This is a genomic window from Burkholderia sp. Ac-20349 (assembly GCF_017104865.1).
Classification (GTDB): Bacteria; Pseudomonadota; Gammaproteobacteria; order Burkholderiales; family Burkholderiaceae; genus Burkholderia; species Burkholderia aenigmatica.
Genome location: NZ_JAAGPM010000162.1, coordinates 1 through 16,571, shown reverse-complemented (window position 1 = coordinate 16,571; position 16,571 = coordinate 1). Strand labels below are relative to the sequence as shown.

General features: G+C 69.1%; 14 protein-coding genes. 8 read left to right on the top strand and 6 right to left on the bottom strand.

What is annotated here, in order from left to right:
- The 3 genes from G3N61_RS39815 to G3N61_RS33430 form a co-directional block, all read left to right on the top strand.
- Positions 1–328: DUF2760 domain-containing protein (locus G3N61_RS39815; RefSeq protein WP_241018018.1), on the top strand; the 328-nt coding region annotated here is incomplete at its 5' end.
- On the top strand, positions 325–2,166 hold the full coding sequence (locus G3N61_RS33435; protein ID WP_089453634.1) for an Hsp70 family protein: 1,842 nt from the start codon (positions 325–327) through the stop codon (positions 2,164–2,166). The genes G3N61_RS39815 and G3N61_RS33435, both read left to right, overlap by 4 nt.
- A 5-nt stretch (positions 2,167–2,171) precedes the next feature.
- Positions 2,172–4,916: an Hsp70 family protein gene (locus G3N61_RS33430; RefSeq protein WP_089453633.1), complete on the top strand. Its 2,745-nt coding sequence runs from the start codon at positions 2,172–2,174 to the stop codon at positions 4,914–4,916.
- Positions 4,917–5,069: 153 nt separating this feature from the next.
- Here G3N61_RS33430 and G3N61_RS33425 read toward each other — a convergent pair whose 3' ends face one another.
- Entirely contained in the window at positions 5,070–6,065 is a 996-nt protein-coding gene (locus G3N61_RS33425) for an arginine deiminase-related protein (protein WP_205824513.1), read from the bottom strand.
- A 59-nt stretch (positions 6,066–6,124) separates the two neighbouring features.
- Positions 6,125–7,204, bottom strand: coding sequence for an ornithine cyclodeaminase (locus G3N61_RS33420; RefSeq protein ID WP_043178323.1), 1,080 nt, complete (start codon positions 7,202–7,204; stop codon positions 6,125–6,127).
- A gap of 293 nt (positions 7,205–7,497) precedes the next feature.
- Here G3N61_RS33420 and G3N61_RS33415 point away from each other — a divergent pair, with 293 nt between their 5' ends.
- Positions 7,498–7,929: an Lrp/AsnC family transcriptional regulator gene (locus tag G3N61_RS33415; RefSeq protein ID WP_006479718.1), complete on the top strand. Its 432-nt coding sequence runs from the start codon at positions 7,498–7,500 to the stop codon at positions 7,927–7,929.
- A gap of 427 nt (positions 7,930–8,356) precedes the next feature.
- Positions 8,357–9,058, top strand: a complete 702-nt coding sequence (locus G3N61_RS33410; protein ID WP_205824512.1) for a methyltransferase — start codon at positions 8,357–8,359, stop codon at positions 9,056–9,058.
- A 116-nt stretch (positions 9,059–9,174) separates the two neighbouring features.
- Here G3N61_RS33410 and G3N61_RS33405 read toward each other — a convergent pair whose 3' ends face one another.
- Genes G3N61_RS33405 through G3N61_RS33390 form a run of 4 tightly spaced genes read right to left on the bottom strand, consistent with a single transcriptional unit; the run spans position 9,175 to position 12,793 of the window.
- The gene (locus tag G3N61_RS33405; protein WP_043178319.1) at positions 9,175–9,768 is read right to left on the bottom strand and encodes a peroxidase-related enzyme; all 594 of its coding nucleotides are present in this window, start codon (positions 9,766–9,768) and stop codon (positions 9,175–9,177) included.
- Entirely contained in the window at positions 9,765–10,295 is a 531-nt protein-coding gene (locus tag G3N61_RS33400) for a hypothetical protein (RefSeq protein WP_043178316.1), read from the bottom strand. The genes G3N61_RS33405 and G3N61_RS33400 overlap by 4 nt, the downstream gene beginning before the upstream one ends.
- 45 nt (positions 10,296–10,340) lie before the next feature.
- Positions 10,341–11,774 carry an NAD(P)/FAD-dependent oxidoreductase gene (locus G3N61_RS33395; RefSeq protein WP_205824511.1) on the bottom strand — a complete coding sequence of 478 codons (1,434 nt, stop codon included), beginning with the start codon at positions 11,772–11,774 and terminating at the stop codon, positions 10,341–10,343.
- Positions 11,771–12,793 (bottom strand): LysR family transcriptional regulator, encoded by a 1,023-nt coding sequence (locus tag G3N61_RS33390; RefSeq protein WP_205824510.1) that lies wholly within the window; start codon positions 12,791–12,793, stop codon positions 11,771–11,773. Before G3N61_RS33390 ends, G3N61_RS33395 begins: the two co-directional genes overlap by 4 nt.
- Positions 12,794–13,148: 355 nt before the next feature.
- On the opposite strand from G3N61_RS33390, the gene G3N61_RS33385 reads away from it, so the two are divergent.
- The 3 genes from G3N61_RS33385 to G3N61_RS33375 all read left to right on the top strand — a co-directional run.
- Positions 13,149–14,342: an ABC transporter substrate-binding protein gene (locus tag G3N61_RS33385; protein WP_011356128.1), complete on the top strand. Its 1,194-nt coding sequence runs from the start codon at positions 13,149–13,151 to the stop codon at positions 14,340–14,342.
- A 40-nt stretch (positions 14,343–14,382) separates the two neighbouring features.
- Positions 14,383–16,194, top strand: coding sequence for an ABC transporter permease (locus G3N61_RS33380; RefSeq protein WP_205824509.1), 1,812 nt, complete (start codon positions 14,383–14,385; stop codon positions 16,192–16,194).
- An 11-nt stretch (positions 16,195–16,205) separates the two neighbouring features.
- The coding region (locus G3N61_RS33375) for an ATP-binding cassette domain-containing protein (RefSeq protein WP_205824508.1) at positions 16,206–16,571 on the top strand (366 nt) is incomplete at its 3' end.

The following is a 16,571-nucleotide window of genomic DNA, read 5'->3' as shown; positions in this document are numbered from 1 at the left end:
CTGCAGCCGGATCACGAGGCGGTTCGAGCCGGGACGCAGCGCGGTGGGCCCGAGCGCCGAGTGCGGCACCGGGCGGAAATTGACGACGATCTCCGCGACGCGATCGGCAAGACGCTTGCCGGTGCGCGACGAAGCCGAAGGCAGCCGCGTGACGCTGCCGGCCGGTTTCGACGCGACGGCCGTGCGCGTGACGGGCAACGTGGTCGGCTCCGCGCCGTTCACAGGCACGGTCAGCCATCGCGGCTGGCGGGTGGCCGACGTGCGCCTGCCGAAGCTGACGGGCAGCCACGACGCATCGGTCGTCGCACCGGCGGAGGTGGAACTGTGAGCGATCCGCGCTATTCGATCGGTATCGATCTCGGTACGACCCACTGCGCGCTGTCGTATGTCGACAGCGCCGCGAGCGACGGCGAAACCATCACGCAGCAGGTGCTGCCGATCGCGCAGCTCACCGCGCCCGGCGCGCTGGAGTCGCGCGACCTGCTGCCGTCGTTCCTCTATCTTCCGCATGAAAGCGAACTGACGCAGGGCGACCTGACGCTGCCGTGGACGGCTTCGCGCGCCTTCGCGGTCGGCGAGATGGCGCGCACCCGCGGCGCCGGCACGCCGATCCGCCTCGTGTCGAGCGCGAAGAGCTGGCTGTGCCACCCGGGCGTCGACCGCCGCGCGGCGATCCTGCCGAGCGATGCGCCGCCGGAAGTGTCGCGCGTGTCGCCGCTGGAAAGCTCGATCCGCTACCTGACGCACCTGCGCGAAGCGTGGGACCACACGCATCCCGACGCGCCGTTCGCCGACCAGGACGTGACGGTCACGATCCCCGCATCGTTCGACCCGGCCGCGCGCGAACTGACGGCCGAGGCCGCCCGCGCCGCCGGCTACTCGCGGATGACGCTGCTTGAAGAGCCGCAGGCCGCGCTGTACAGCTGGATCCAGAAGAGCCAGGGCGGCTGGCGCAAGCAGGTGCAGGTCGGCGACCTGATCCTGTGCGTCGACGTCGGCGGCGGCACGACTGACCTGTCGCTGATCGCGGTGGTCGAGCGCGAAGGCAATCTCGAGCTGCATCGCGTGGCGGTCGGCGAGCACATCCTGCTCGGCGGCGACAACATGGACCTCGCGCTTGCGCATATCGTTGCGCGCAAGCTCGCGCAGCAGGGCACGCAGGCCGATCCGTGGCAACTGCGCGCGCTCACGTACGCGTGCCGTTCCGCGAAGGAAACGCTGCTGTCCGACCCGACGACCGACGCAGTGCCGCTCGTCGTGCCGAGCCGCGGCTCGAAGCTGATCGGCGGCTCGATCCGCACGGAGCTGACGCGCGCGGAACTCACGCAGACGATCCTCGAAGGCTTCTTCCCGCAAGTCGACGCAGCCGCGCGCCCGGTGAGCCGCGCGCGCGTCGGCCTGACGCAGCTCGGCCTGCCGTATGCGCAGGACGCGGGCATCACGCGCCATCTCGCGGCGTTCCTTGGCCGCCAGGTCGCGGCGCTCGACTCGCTCGAAGGCGTGCAGCGCACGCTGCCGCAGGGCGCGACGTTCCTCCATCCGACCGCCGTGCTGTTCAACGGCGGCGTGTTCAAATCGACGCTGCTCACGCAGCGCGTGCTCGATACGCTCAACAGCTGGCTCGCCGCTGAAGGCGCGCCGCCCGCGCGCCTGCTGGAAGGCGCGGATCTCGATCTCGCGGTCGCACGCGGCGCGGCGTACTACGGCTTCGTGAAGCGCGGCCGTGGCGTGCGCATTCGCGGCGGCACGGCGCGCGCGTACTACGTCGCGATCGAATCGGCGATGCCCGCGGTGCCGGGGCTCGAACCGCCGGTGCAGGCGCTGTGCGTCGCACCGTTCGGGATGGAGGAGGGCTCGGACGCGGCGCTGCCGCCGCAGGAGTTCGGCCTCGTCGTCGGCGAACCGGTGCAGTTCCGCTTCTTCGGTTCGTCGGTGCGCCGCCAGGATCAGGTCGGCACGCTGCTCGACTACTGGTCGCCGGAAGAGCTGCAGGAGCTGGAGGAAATCCAGGCGACGCTGCCCGCCGAAGGGCGCACGGTCGGTGAGGTCGTGCCGGTGAAGCTGCATGCGCGCGTGACCGAAGCCGGCACGCTCGAACTCGAGGCGATCCCGAGCGGCACGAACGAGCGCTGGAAGGTCGAGTTCGACGTGCGCGGCGCCGCCTGAGCGCGATGAAGCGCTATACGGTCGGGATCGACCTCGGCACCAGCAATACGGTCGTCGCGTACGTCGAGGCCGGTTCCGACGCGATCCGCGTGTTCGACGTCGAGCAGCTGGTCGGCCCCGGCGCGGTGGCCGCGCAGCCGCTGCTGCCGTCGGTGCGCTATCACCCGGCGGCGGGCGAGCTGCCGCCGGACACGCTGCGGCTGCCGTGGGCCGTCCACGCGAAAGCGAACGCGGCCGGCGCGACGCCGGCCGTGATCGGCCGCTACGCGCGCACGCTCGGCGCGCAGGTGCCGGGCCGGCTCGTCACGAGCGCGAAGAGCTGGCTGTCGCACGCGTCGGTCGACCGGCTCGCGGCGATCCTGCCGTGGGGCGCGGCCGACGGCGTCGACAAGGTGTCGCCGGTCGATGCCAGCGCGAGCTATCTCGCACACGTGCGCGACGCGTGGGACGCACGTTTTCCCGATGCGCCGCTCGCGAAGCAGGACGTGATCCTGACGGTGCCCGCGTCGTTCGACGACGGCGCGCGCGCACTGACGGTCGAGGCCGCGCGACGCGCGAAGCTGCCCGCGCTGCGGCTGCTGGAGGAGCCGCAGGCTGCGTTCTACGACTGGCTGTACGGCCAGCGCGAGACGTTGCGCGACACGTTTGCCGCCGCGCGGCGCGTGCTGATCTGCGACGTCGGCGGCGGCACGACCGACCTCACGCTCGTCGACGTCGCGCCGGGCGACGACGGCGAGCCGACCTTCACGCGCGTCGGCGTCGGCAATCACCTGATGCTCGGCGGCGACAACATGGACCTCGCGCTCGCGCGGCTGGTCGAGTCGCGGCTGACCGAGCCCGGCACGCGGCTGTCCGCCGCGAGCCTGTCGCAGCTCGTCGAGCGTTGCCGTGCGGCGAAGGAACGGCTGCTCGGCGACGATGCACCCGAATCCGTCAACGTCACGCTGCTCGGCGCGGGCAGCAAGCTCGTCGGCGGCGCGCGTTCGGCCGAGCTGACACGGCAGGAAGTCGAGCAGATCGTCGTCGATGGCTTCTTTCCGCAGGTCGAAGCCGGCGAACTGCCGCGCCGTGCGCGTGCCGCGATCGTCGAATTCGGGCTGCCGTATGCGAGCGACGCGGCCGTGACGCGCCACGTCGCCGCTTTTCTGAATCGTCATGCGGAAGGCCCGCTGCCCGACACGCTGCTGCTCAACGGCGGCGTGTTCCGCGCGGGCGCGCTCGCCGGCCGTCTCGCGCAGACGCTCGGCGCGTGGCGCGGCGCACCGCTCGACGTGCTGCACAACGCGCATCCGGATGTGGCGGTCGCGCGCGGCGCGGTGGCCTACGGGCTCGCGCGTGCCGGGCATGCGCCGCGCATCGGCGGCGGGTCCGCGCGCAGCTATTTCCTCGTACTCGACGATGGCGCCGCAGAGGCGGCCGCGCGTGGCGTCTGCCTGCTGCCGCGCGGCACGGAAGAGGGCCACGAGATCCGGCTCGACGATCGCACGTTCGCGCTGCAACTCGGGCAGCCGGTGCGTTTCCACCTCGTGTCGACAGTGGCCGAGACGGCGTACCGGCCCGGCGATCTCGTCGATCTCGACGGCGGCGATTTCGTGCGGCTGCCGCCGATTGCGACGGTCGTCGACGCAAAAGCGGGCGGCGATGCGCGCGAAACGCCGGTGAAGCTCACCGCGTCGCTGACCGAGGTCGGCACGCTCGAAATGCACTGCATCGCGACCGACGATGCGGCGCGCCGCTGGCGGCTCGAATTCCAGTTGCGTGGCGATGCGCCCGCGCAGGGTGATGACGCTGCACTCGCGCGGCATCCGCGGCTGGATCAGGCAATCGAACTGATCGAGCGCTCGTTCGGCAGCAAGGCTGCTGGCGTCACGCCGAAAGACACGCGCCGGCTGCGCGCGCAGCTCGAACAGGTGCTCGGTGCGCGCGAAGACTGGGACGTCGCGCTCGCGCGCGAATTGTTCGACGCGTTGCTCGCGCGCGCACGGCGGCGGCGCCGCTCGGCCGATCACGAACGTGCGTGGCTGAATCTTGCCGGCTATTGCCTGCGCCCGGGCTTCGGCCATCCGCTCGACGCGTGGCGCATCGAGCAACTGTGGCCGCTGTTCGACGACGGGATTCAATACGTGACCGACGGGCAGGTGTGGTCGGAGTGGTGGACGCTGTGGCGGCGCGTGGCCGGCGGCCTCGACGACGATGCGCAGACGCAGGTGCGCGACGCGATCGCGTTCCTCGAACCGACCGACGACAAGCGGCGCAAGCTGCCGTTCGATCCGGGCAAGGTTGGGCCGGCCGACATGACGCGGTTGTCCGCGTCGCTTGAGCGGCTGCCGGTCGAGCGCAAGGTCGAGCTGGCCGAGCGGCTGATCGCGCAGTTGCAGAAGCCGGGCGAGCGGGCGCTGTGTGCGTGGGCGCTCGGGCGCATCGGCGCGCGGCGGCCGTTCTACGGCAGCGCGCACAGTGTCGTGCCGGCGGAAGTCGCGAAGGGCTGGCTCGATGCGCTGTTCACGCTCGACTGGAAGCAGGTCGAACCCGCAGCGTTCGCGGCCGCACAGATTGCGCGGATGACCGGAGACCGTTCGCGCGACCTGCCGGACGACACACGCGAGGCCGTGATCAAGCGCCTGTCGGCCGCGAATGCGTCGACGGCGTGGATCGACATGGTGCGGGAAGCGATTGCGTTCGACGAAGCCGACACGGTGCGCGTGTTCGGCGAAACGCTGCCGGCGGGGTTGAAGCTGCTGGCGGGATGAGTGGCGCGGTGTGCTCTGGCATCATTCGGATGCCAGAGTATTGCGCGGTGTTGCCGATGCGGGCTGACGCTCGCCGATTCAACGTCCTTCGAATACGCGGATGGCTACCGTGGCATCGCATCGGCAGCCGTATGTGCGTTGTCAGCCTGCCGGTCAGATCTGTGGCGTCGTCTCGCGTGGCGATGCGGCGGATTCCACTGCTATTACGCTCGGCGCGGCCGACCGCCGCGCGAGATGAATCCCCGCCAGCATGCAGCGCACCGATCCACCGGCCAGTTCGATCGTCGGCACGTCGAGCGGCAGCAGGCGTGCGGAACGCTCGATCGTCGCACGCTGCACTGGCGTGAGGCAGTCGTACGCGCGCCGCGACAGCGCGAGCACACGCCCCTCCTTGCCCGACAATTCCAGCGTATTACCTGCGAAATTCGCGATCTGCGACGCATCGAGCGCGATCACCGTGCGTCCCGTTTCGGCCAGCCGCTGTGCGATCTCGTCGCGACGGTGGCTGTCGGCGATGAGGTCGAGGCCGACCATCGCGAACTCGGTCGCGACGCTCATCATCACGTTCGTGTGATAGATCGGCCGCCCGTCGGCGTCGGCCGTATCGAAGCAGATCGGTTCGAAATTGAAGTTCGTGCAGAAGCGTTCGAGCGCGACCGGATCGGCGCGGCGCGAACGCGCGGTGTACGCGATCCGCGCGACGTGGTCGAGGACCATCGCACCCGTGCCTTCGAGGAACACGTCGTCGTATTCGAGCCCCGAGTAGTCGATCACGTCCTGCACGCGATATTCGGCTTTCAGCATTTCGATCACGTCGGCGCGCCGTTCGCGGCGCCGGTTCGCGCTGAACATCGGATACAGCGCGACGTGGCCGCCCGGATGCGTCGAGAACCAGTTGTTCGGGAACACGGAATCGGGTGTGTCGCGTTCGCCGTGATCGTCGAACACGTGCACGCGCACGCCGGCGTCGGCGAGCGTCTGCGCGGCGGCCGTGACTTCGTCGCGCGCGGCGGCGGACACGGATGCCGCGCCGTCGGCGGCGGCCGTGCGCTGGAACGCGTTGTCGGCCGCGGTCTGCGGGTTCGGCAGGAAGCGGTGCGGCCGGATCATCACGACGGCGGCCGGCGCCTGGATCGATACGAGATTCATGGAAGGCAAGGACGAAAGGCTGGAAACCGGGCGGCGCACGGGCCGCCCGGGCATCGCGGTCAGCGCGCGAACGCGGCGACGGCTTCGGTGACGTATGCCGCGTGACCCTGCGCGATCGCGGCCGGGTCGTCGATCAGCGCGAACAGGTTCTTCGGGTCGACGGCCGGCGGAATCAGCGCGATCTCGACGCCCGCGTTGTGCTGCTGGGCGAGCGCATGCAGGTAGCGCAGCGCCGAGTAATCCTCGAGCGCGAAGCCGACCGAGTCGAACACCGTGACTTCGTCCGCGCGTTCGCGGCCGGTCGTCTCGCCCTGCAGCACGCGCCACAGCTCGGTGACGGGGAAGTCGGCCGGCATCTGCTGGATCTCGCCCTCGATGCGCGATTGCGGCTCGAATTCGACGAACACGCGGCCCGCATGCAGCACGCCCGCTTCGAGTTCGGTCTTGCCCGGGCAATCGCCGCCCACGGCGTTCAGGTGCATGCCGGGCTCGATCATGTCGGCCGTGACGATCGTCGCGTACGCCTTGTCGGCGGTGACGGTCGTCACGATGTCGGCGCCGCGCACGGCATCGGCGGTCGATGCGGCGCGCACGACGCGCAGCGCCGGGTACGCGGCGAGGTTCTGCACGAGCTTGTCGGTCGCGCGCGGATCGACGTCGAACACGCGGATTTCGTCGATGCCGAGCAGCGTGTGGAACGCGATCGCCTGGAATTCGCTCTGCGCGCCGTTGCCGATCAGCGCCATCGTGCGCGAGTCGGGGCGTGCGAGCGCCTGAGCGGCGAGCACCGACGTGGCGGCCGTGCGCAGCGCGGTGGTCAGCGTGAGTTCGGCAAGCAGCAGCGGGTAGCCGGTATCGACTTCGGCGAGCGCGCCGAATGCCATCACCGTGTGCATGCCGCGCGCGGCGTTGACGGGGTGGCCGTTCACGTACTTGAACGCGAACAGCGATGCGTTCGCGACGGGCATCAGCTCGATCACGCCGTCGCGCGAGTGGCACGCGACGCGCGGCGACTTGTCGAAGTCGGCCCAGTGCAGGTAATCGGCGCGCAGCGTGTCGACGAGCTCGCGGAGGAACGTCGTGACGCCGGTCCTGGCGATCAGTCGGGCGGTGGCGGGAACGTCGAGGAAGCGGGTCATGCGTTTGTCTCCAGTATTCTCAGTGCCGGTACGGGTGTCCCTGGCGTTCTGGTCGACCGGGCGGTGCTTCGGCTCGGGCTGCCTGGAAAGCGGCGGCACGGCGGGTACGGCCGGTCGATAGAGTCATTATTTCCGCGAGTCGAGCCAACAAAAAGACGGCAAAAGTGGCAGATTTATCGATAGACTTGCCAAAATGCTGGCCCGATCCGGCAATTTGACTAAGTCGCAGTGGCCAGAATGCACAGCCTCCGGCACGCTGGCGGCCGGTTCACGCTCAACAGGAAAGCCCGCTCATGATCACGCTCGACGACGTCGACCGGCAGCTCATCGCATTGCTGCGCGACAACGCGCGACTGCCCGTCGTCGCGCTGGCGAAGGAATTGCGCGTCGCGCGCGCGACCGTGCAGAACCGGCTGACGCGGCTGGAGAAAAACGGCGTGATCGTCGGCTATACGGTGCGGCTCAAGCCGGCGGCGGAACGGCACCGGATCCGCGCGCTGATGTCGATCGCCGTGCAGGGCAATCGCGGTGCGGAAGTGGTGAAGGTGCTGCGCGGGCATCCGAACGTCGCGTCGATCCACAGCACGAACGGGCGCTGGGATCTCGTCGCCGAGCTGCATGCCGATTCGCTCGAGCACTTCGATCGCGTGCTCGGTGCGATTCGGCTGATCGACGGGATCGCCAATACCGAGACGAGCATTCTGCTGTCGACGCACAAGGCGTGACGGAGGGGCGGGGCCGAGCTGACCTCGTTGCTGCCGAAGGGCTCGGCCGCGGATAGATTGGCCACGTAGCGGCTGTGAATCAAAGCGGCCGGCGCGAAAGGTGCCGCGTCGCGCCGTTGTCCGAATTCCATTTCGATCGCGACATGGCTAGCTGAAAGCGGGCCGGTTTCACTCGGCGTACCAGCCAATCGTTTGCCGCACGACGGAGATGATCCTGTCCGCGCGACGCGCGATACGAGCCACGAACCGCCGGGCCGGCAGCGCGCCATCTTGCTTCGGCATCCCTATTTGACCGATGGCTCGGGAATTACGCTAATTAACGTCAGAAAGTCAAAACTTTGGCCCTCGTTGATCGATCGGGCATGCTAGTCTGAATCGGTAATGCAAAGTAATACAAAAAGCCCTTAATAAATTACAGATCAATAACATGGCACAGGCGATAAAGGACGCAGGGGGACGGGGAACGTGCACGTCAAGTACGCCGGCAGTACACGCTACGGCTATACGAGAGGAATCAGAGGGGATCAGTCTGATCGAGCTTGGCGCTCGCGTGTCGTCGGTGACGGTGCTGGGCGTGTTTGCTTATATGCTCTATCTGCAGTGGCGACTGGATACGAGCCGGATCACGCTGATCCTGCTGTTGGTCTCCTCCGTTCTGACCGTTGGATTGTCGGCGTTTGCGAACTTGCCGAGGCGGCGCGACTGGCATCCCGTCGCGGTGTTTTTTACGCTTGGCGGCTCGTTCTATTGTCTCGCCTATCAGCTGACCGCCAGCACGCAACTGATCCCGGAGTGGGCCGGGGGCGCCTGGCAAATTGCCGGGATTGCATTGCAATTGTTCGCCAAGCTGTCGTTGGGGCGCTCGTTCGGTCTGCTGCCGGCGAATCGGGGCGTCGTCTCGACCGGTGCGTACCGCTTCGTGCGTCACCCGATCTACGCCGGTTATCTGCTGTCTGAAATCGGTTTCCTGCTCGCCAACTTCAGTACCCGAAACCTGATCACGATCGGCGTCTGGATGGTGTTGCAGATCGGGAGAATCATGCTGGAGGAGCGCCTGTTGTCGGACGACGCGGATTATCGTGCGTACCGGGCCCGGGTTCGGTACCGGCTGATTCCGGGCGTGTTCTGACGGGCATGCCGAACGCTCGCCCTGCCTGATCGTGGATGAGCGCCGTGAGCGTGAGGCCGGCGCAGCGCTTCGTGCGCCGGTTTCCGTCGAATCAGGTGGCGAATCGCGCGGCAGGGTCAGGCGAGCGCCGCCGGCTCCGGAAACACCGGCTCGCCCAGCGTCAGCATCAACCGGTTTGCCCACGCGAAGATCGCGACCGCGTGCGACAGGTCGAGAATCTCCTCATGGGTCAGCCCTTCGGCTTCCAGCGCGGCGATGTCGCGCGCGTCGACCGTATCGGGCCGCTCCGTCAGAGCGATCGCGTAACGGATGATCGCGCGCTCGCGCGCCGTCGTGCCGGCCGTCGCCGGATCGTCGAACACCTGCTCGATCGCGTCGGTGCGTTTCGCGAGTTGTGCGAAGCGCTGCGCATGCACGGACGCGCAATACACGCAGCCGTTCACGCGCGACACGGCCGTGCTGGCCAGTTCGCGCTCCGCGCGCGACAACCCGCCGGGGCCGTACATGATCGCGTTGAACACGCCCGAGCGTTGCCGCAGGATCTCGGGAAGATGGACGAGCAGCAGGTAATAGTCGGACGTCTTCGCGTGCGGGTGGCTCGCTTCGAGCACGGCCAGCTGGTCGGGCGTCGCGGCATCGAGCGAAATGGTGTCGAGCCAGGCACGCCAGCCGAGCGTGTCGGACGTGAAGCCGTGGGTGGTCGTCGTCATGCGGCCTCCGTGGCGGCACGTGCCTGAAGCGCTTGCGCGGCGACGGCGACACGTAACTGATACGCGACGAACGCCACGAGCTGCGACAGCGCGACGATCGCGGGCGTCGTGAGTCCGGCCGACTTCAGCGCGTCGAGATCGGACGGGCGCGCGTCGACAGGGGCGAGCGTCAGCAGTCGCGCATGTGCAAGGATCGCGCCGATGCGTCGAGGCAGCAGGTCAAACGCATCGGCGTCCGCGCGCGCGATATCGTCGAGCGTGCCGCCTGCGTCGACCAGTCGTGCGCGATAGGTATCTGCCAGCACGCGTGCGTTCGATTTTTCTGCGACATAGCGCGCCGCATGCAATCGTTCGATCAACGAAAGATCCGGCAGCGCGGGATCGAACAGCGCAGCTTCGCTCAGCCGCGTATGCAGCAGCACCTTGTCGCGCGCGCGGCGCAGTGCAGCGACCGCGTCGCCGTCGCGCAGGCCGGCGATCGCGTCGATCGTGTCCGGCGCATCGGCCGGCGTGATGGATTCAGTCATCGTATCGGGTTCCCTTCGTCGTCAATGTGATCGATGGACGCGCGCTTACGCATCGGCGTCGCGCCATTCGTCGCCTTGCAGTTCCGCATTGGCATACGCGACGAGCGCGTCGTAGTGGCGGTCACGGTCGGCGTCGAACAGCCGGCTCGCGATGCCGCGCGCCAGCCGCTGCGCGCCCGCACTGATGGCCGGGATATCGCCGGACAGCTTGCCGTGGCTCAGGCTCGCCGCATGGTTGAAGCAGTGGATCCGCGTGATGGCCGCGCACGTGCCGGGCTCGCGCTCCTGGAACGCGAACGCGGGGCCGAGATCGGGCGACTCGGCGAGCTCGTCGAGCCACGTGCCCGGTTCCGCTCGATAGCGATCCTTCCAGCGCCGCACCTGCGCGCCGAACGACGCGAATTCCGCGCGGGTCGTCCAGTCCGAATGAAAGCCGGTCGCGAAGATCAGGAAGTCGACGGTGTAACGCCCGCGCGGCGTCGTCACGTCGAGGCCGTCCGCGTGTTCGGCGAGCGTCTCGATCGGGCTGCCCGCATGAAAATGCGCGTGTGCGTGGCGCGACACGCGCAGCACGCTGTCGCGCGGCGGCGGCGTCTGCGATGTCAGCGCGTAGTGCATGAAGCGCCACTTCGTCGCGTCGTCGAGGTCGGCGTAGCCGTGCACGAGGCCCGGGCTGCCGATGCCCGTCAGCTTGTTGATGCGCGGAATGTCCGTGCGGCGGAAGAACAGGTCGACGCGCGCGGCGCCGGCTTCGAGCGCGGTGCCCGCATTGTCGAACGCGGATGCGCCCGCGCCGACCACGCCGATGCGCTTGCCCGCGAGCGCCGCGAAGTCGATCGGCTCGGACGAATGGGCCCAGCGCGTGCGCGGCGCGCGTTGCGCGACGGGCGGTATATACGGGCCACCGAGCCCGTCGCGGCCGGTTGCGAGTACCACGTGCCGCGCGAGCAGCGTCTGCGCTTCGCCGTTGCCGCGCACATCGAGCGCGAGCAGGCCGTCGCCGCGCGGACGTAGCGCGACGAGCGTGGTGTCGTTGCGCACCTGCAGGTCGAGCACGCGCCGGTACCAGCGCAGGTAGTCCATCCATTGCGTGCGCGGAATCTTGTAGAGCGCGTCCCATGCGTCGCGGCCGTATTGCGCTTCGAACCAGGCACGGAACGTCAGCGCGGGCAGGCCGAGCGCGGGGCCCGCAAGCTGCTTCGGCGAGCGCAGCGTGTCCATCCGCGCGAACGTGACCCACGGGCCTTCGTAGCCGGCCGGCGCGCGGTCGATCACGCACTGGTTGTCGATGCCGAGCAGGCGCAGTTCGGCGGAAGCCGCGAGCCCGGCCATGCCGCCGCCGACGATCGCGACGTCGAGCACGCATGTACCGTCCGCGTCGCGCGGCGGCACCCACGACGGCGCAGGCAGGTCGAGCCAGCGCAGGTCTTGTGCGAGCCGGGCTTCGAGTGCGTGGAGTGCGTCGAGTGGCGTCGTCATGCGGCCTCCGGGCGTGTGCGGCGCGACCGTGTCGTGCGTGTCGTGCGTGACGTGCGTGGCGGGCGCTCGGTGCGCAGCCGGTCGCCGCGCAGCAGCGCGTCGTGCGCGGCGGCTTCGTGAAAGGTCACGTCGTCGAGCAGCGCGCGCGTCGTGCGGTGCAGCGTGTCGAGCAGCGCATCGATGGCCGCCGTGCGGGCCTTGCCGGCCGGCGTCGCGACGCCGAACGCGAACGGGATGTCGACGTCGAGCGGGCGTGCGACGACGCCGTCCACCGGCAGCGCGACGCCCGTCGCCGGATCGACGATGCCGATCCCGATGCCTGCGCGAGCGGCCATGACCGCGTTCAACGACGCATTGGTTTCGATGAACACGCGTGCGTCGACCCGCGCGGCCGCGAAGGCCGCGTCGATCCGCTGGCGCAGCCGGTGCCGGTTCGCGACCGTCACGATGCGGCGGCGCGCGAGATCGCGCAGCGCGATGCGCGGCTGCGCCGCGAGCGCGTCGCCGGCGGGCAGCACGGCGACGCACGGCGTCTGCGCGATCCAGTGCACGTCGAGCCCCGCATGCGCCATCGGCAGCGTGACGACGCCGACATCGGCCGTGCCGGCCAGCACCTCGTGCACGACATGCTCGGCCGATTCGCTGCGCAACTGGTAGTGCGGCGCCTGCGCGCCGTCGGGCAATGCGGCGAGCGCGGCCGGCACGATCGTGGCCGCGAGCGAAGGCGTCGCCGCGATGCGGACGGGTTCGGCGGTTGCATCGCCGAGCGCCCGTGCGCGTGCCTCGATCGCACGCAGGCCGACCAGCGAGCGTTCGACTTCCTCATAGAGCAGGAATGCGCGCCGTGTCGGCGTGACGCGCGGGCCGTGCCGGTCGAACAGCGCGTAGCCGAGATCGGCTTCGAGCTCCTGGATCTGCCGCGTGACGGCCGGCTGCGAGCGGCCGAGCAGCTCGCCCGCGCCGGTCACGCTGCCGGCCGACATGACCGCGGAAAAGGCTTCGAGTTGATGCAGCTCCATGACGCGTTCCGATGATGCGATTTGCGCATTGTAGGAGGGCTAGCATGTGCGATTCATATAATGATTTTTGCTATCGACAGCGTGAAAACTTCGAAGCGCCCGATCGTCGCGATGGCCGGTTGTGCGTGCGTCCGCGCGGGTTGAGACGGGTGACGCGAACGAAACGCCAATCGAATCAAAGTGATGCGATGCGAGCCGATACATCGCGCGGTGCGGCACCCGCGGGTGGCCGTTCGCGACCCTCACCCGCTTCGCGCCGCGCACGATATCGATATGCGCAAAACTTCGTTGGATCGTCCTGAACCGGATGGTTACATGCCCTCACTCTTTTCGACTGACTGAAGCTGGGGGACGCATGAACGTTTCGGGGAACGACGCACGCGGCGCATGGCGGCGCGTGCTGGGCACGGTGGCGGCGCTCGCTGCCGCATGGGGCTTGTCGACGGGCGGCGCGCTCGCGGCGGGCGTGTCGGGCGAGCCGGTGGTGATCGGCGTGAGCGGGCCGCTCACGGGCCAGGATGCGCAGTACGGCGAACAATGGAAGCGCGGCTTCGATCTCGCGCTCGACGAGATCAACGGCAGCGGCGGCATTCATGGCCGGCCGCTCGCGGTCGACTTCCAGGACAGCCGCAGCGACCCGCGCCAGGCCGTGGCGATCGCACAGAAGTTCGTCGCCGATCCGCGCATCGCGATCGAACTCGGCGACTTCTCCAGCGCGACGTCGATGGCCGCATCGCCGATCTACCAGCGCGGGCAGCTGATCCAGTTCGGCTTCACGAACTCGCATCCGGACTTCACGAAGGGCGGCGACTATCTGTGGAGCACCGCGCTGAGCCAGGCCGAGGAGCAGCCGCTGCTCGCACGCTACGCGGTGAAGGAACTCGGCTTCAAGCGGATCGCGGTGCTGTACCTGAACACCGACTGGGGCCGCACCAGCAAGGACATCTTCGCGAAGGCGGTGGCCGGGCTCGGCGCGCAGGTCGTCGCGGCCGAAGGTTATCAGCCGACGGAGAAGGATTTCCGTTCGACGCTCGTGCGGATCGGCGCATCGAAGCCCGATTCGATCGTGCTGATCTCGTACTACGCGGACGGTGCGCAGATCGTGCGGCAGGCGCGCACGTCGGGCGTCACGCTGCCGATCGCGGCGGTCGGCTCGGTGTATTCACCGAAATTCCTCGAGCTGGGCGGCGCGGCCGTCGATGGCGTCTATACCGAATCGAACTTCTTCCCGGCCGAGCCGCGCCCCGAGGTGCAGGCGTTCGTGCAGCGCTATCGCGCGAAATTCCATGCCGATCCCGATTCGTTCGTCGCGCGGGCGTACGACGCGCTGATCCTGTCGGCCGAGGTGCTGCGCCGCTACGGCACGACGCGCCAGGCCGCACACGACGGCTTCGCGAAAATCAGCGACGTGCCGAGCGTGATCTTCGGCAAGGTGCGCTTCGATCCGCAGACGCGTCGCGTCGCGGGCGCGCGCACCGTGTATCTGGTCGTGAAGCAGGGGCAGTGGGCGCTGTGGGATGGCGCGAAACCGCAGCTCGCCGCACGTTGACCCCGGCCCTGAACGGCATGCACGCAACGGACGCATCGTGATGGCTTCCTGGCTCGACTACACGCTCAACGGCCTCATCGTCGGCAACATCTACGCGCTGCTCGCGGTCGGGCTCGCGCTGATCTTCGGCGTGTCGCACCTGATCAACTTCGCGCACGGCTCGGTCTACATGGTCGGCGCGTTCATCGGCTGGCTGTGCCTGACGCGCTTCGGGCTGCCGCTGCCGGTCGCGCTCGCGGCGGTCGTGGTCGGCTGCGGCGCGCTCGGCGTCGCAATCGAACGGATCGGGCTGCGGCCGCTGCGCCACGCGGCACGCATCGCGCCGCTGCTCGCGACGATCGGCATCAGCTTCATCCTCGACCAGCTCGCGCAGCTCGCATTCGGCGCGGACCCGCGCGCGGTGCCGACGCCGCTGCCCGACTGGCATCTGCGGATCGCCGGCGCGACGCTCGGCTCGCTGGACCTGCTGATCGCCGGCATCGGCATTGCGGCGGCCGCGCTGCTGTACGGCTTCCTGCGTTTCACTCGGCTCGGCTGGGCCGTGCGCGCGACCGCGCAGGATCGCGACGCGGCGCTGCAGATGGGCGTCGACGTCGACCGCGTGAACCAGACCGTGTTCGCGATCGCGTGCTCGCTCGGCGGCGTGAGCGGGCTGCTGGTCGGCATGTACTACAACAGCATCGATCCGGCGATGGGCTTCCAGGCCACGCTGAAGGGCGTGGTCGCGCTGCTGATCGGCGGGCTCGGCAACGTGCCCGGCGCGATCGCCGGCAGCCTGCTGCTCGGTCTCGTCGAAAGCTACGGCGTCGCGCTGTTCGGCACGAGCTACCGCGACCTGTTCGCATTCGGACTGCTGATCGTGTTCCTCGTGTGGCGGCCGAACGGGCTGTTCAGCGCCAACCGCGCGCTGCCGCCCGAGCCGATGACGGGCACCTTCCTCGCGGCGGCGAAGGCCGTGCGCGTGCCGCGCCCGGTACTCGTCGCGCTGATCGTGCTGGCGGCCGTGCTGCCATGGCTCGGTGCGTCGCCGTACGTGTTGCAGACGCTGACCAACGCATGGCTGTACGGGCTGCTCGCGCTGAGCCTCACGCTGGTGGCGGGCACGGTCGGGCAGATCTCGCTCGGCCACGCGGCGCTGCTCGTGATCGGCGCGTATGCGTCGGCGCTGCTGTCGTCGGATCTCGGCTGGTCGCCGGCCGTGACGATTCCGTGCGCGGGCGTGATCACGGCCGTGCTCGGCACGCTGCTCGTCTATCCGGCATTCCGGTTGCGCGGTCACTACGTGTCGATCGCGACGCTCGGCATCGGTGAAGTGGTGAGCCTCGTGATCCTGAACTGGGACGGCCTCACGCGCGGCCCGCTCGGCATCACCGGCATCGCGCCGCTGCCGTGGGCGACGACCACGCGTGCCGCGTACTGGTTCACGTTCGCGGTGCTCGTCGTGTTCGCGCTCGTGCAGGTGCGGCTGCTGCGCTCGCATCTCGGCCGCACGCTGCGCGCGGTGCGCGAGGATGACGTCGCCGCGCGCGCGCACGGCATAGCGCCGAACCGCTACAAGGCGATCGCGTTCGCGGTCGGCGGCGTCGCGGCCGGTGTGAGCGGCGGGATCGCCGCGCACCTGTACAGCTACATCAATCACCAGACCTTCGATTCGCAGGTGTCGATCCTCGCGTTGACGATGGTGATTCTCGGCGGGCTCGGCAACGTGCTCGGCGGCATCGCCGGCGCGATCGCGCTGATCGGGCTGCCCGAGCTGTTCCGCTGGGCGGCCGATTACCGGATGCTGATCTATGGCCTCGTGCTGCTGCTGCTCGTCCGGTTCCGGCCGCAGGGCCTGCTCGGCACGGTGTGAGGAGACATGCGATGACCACCCATCGACCCTTGCTCGACGTGCAGGGCCTGACGCGCCGCTTCGACGGCGTGACCGCGCTCGACGGCGCGAGCCTGACGCTCGCCGACGGCGAGCTGCTGAGCGTGATCGGGCCGAACGGCGCAGGCAAGTCGACGCTGTTCAACCTGATCGCGGGCGCCGACCGGCCCGATGCCGGCCGTGTGACGTTCGACGGCCGCGACATCACGGGCACGGCGCCCGAACGCCTCGCGGCGCTCGGCATCGCGCGCACGTTCCAGCACGGCCGCGTGTTCGGCAACCTGAGCGTGCTCGACAACGTGCTGATCGGCGCGCATGCGCGGCTGCGCGCGGCGCGGCCGGGCTGGCCCGCCATCGGC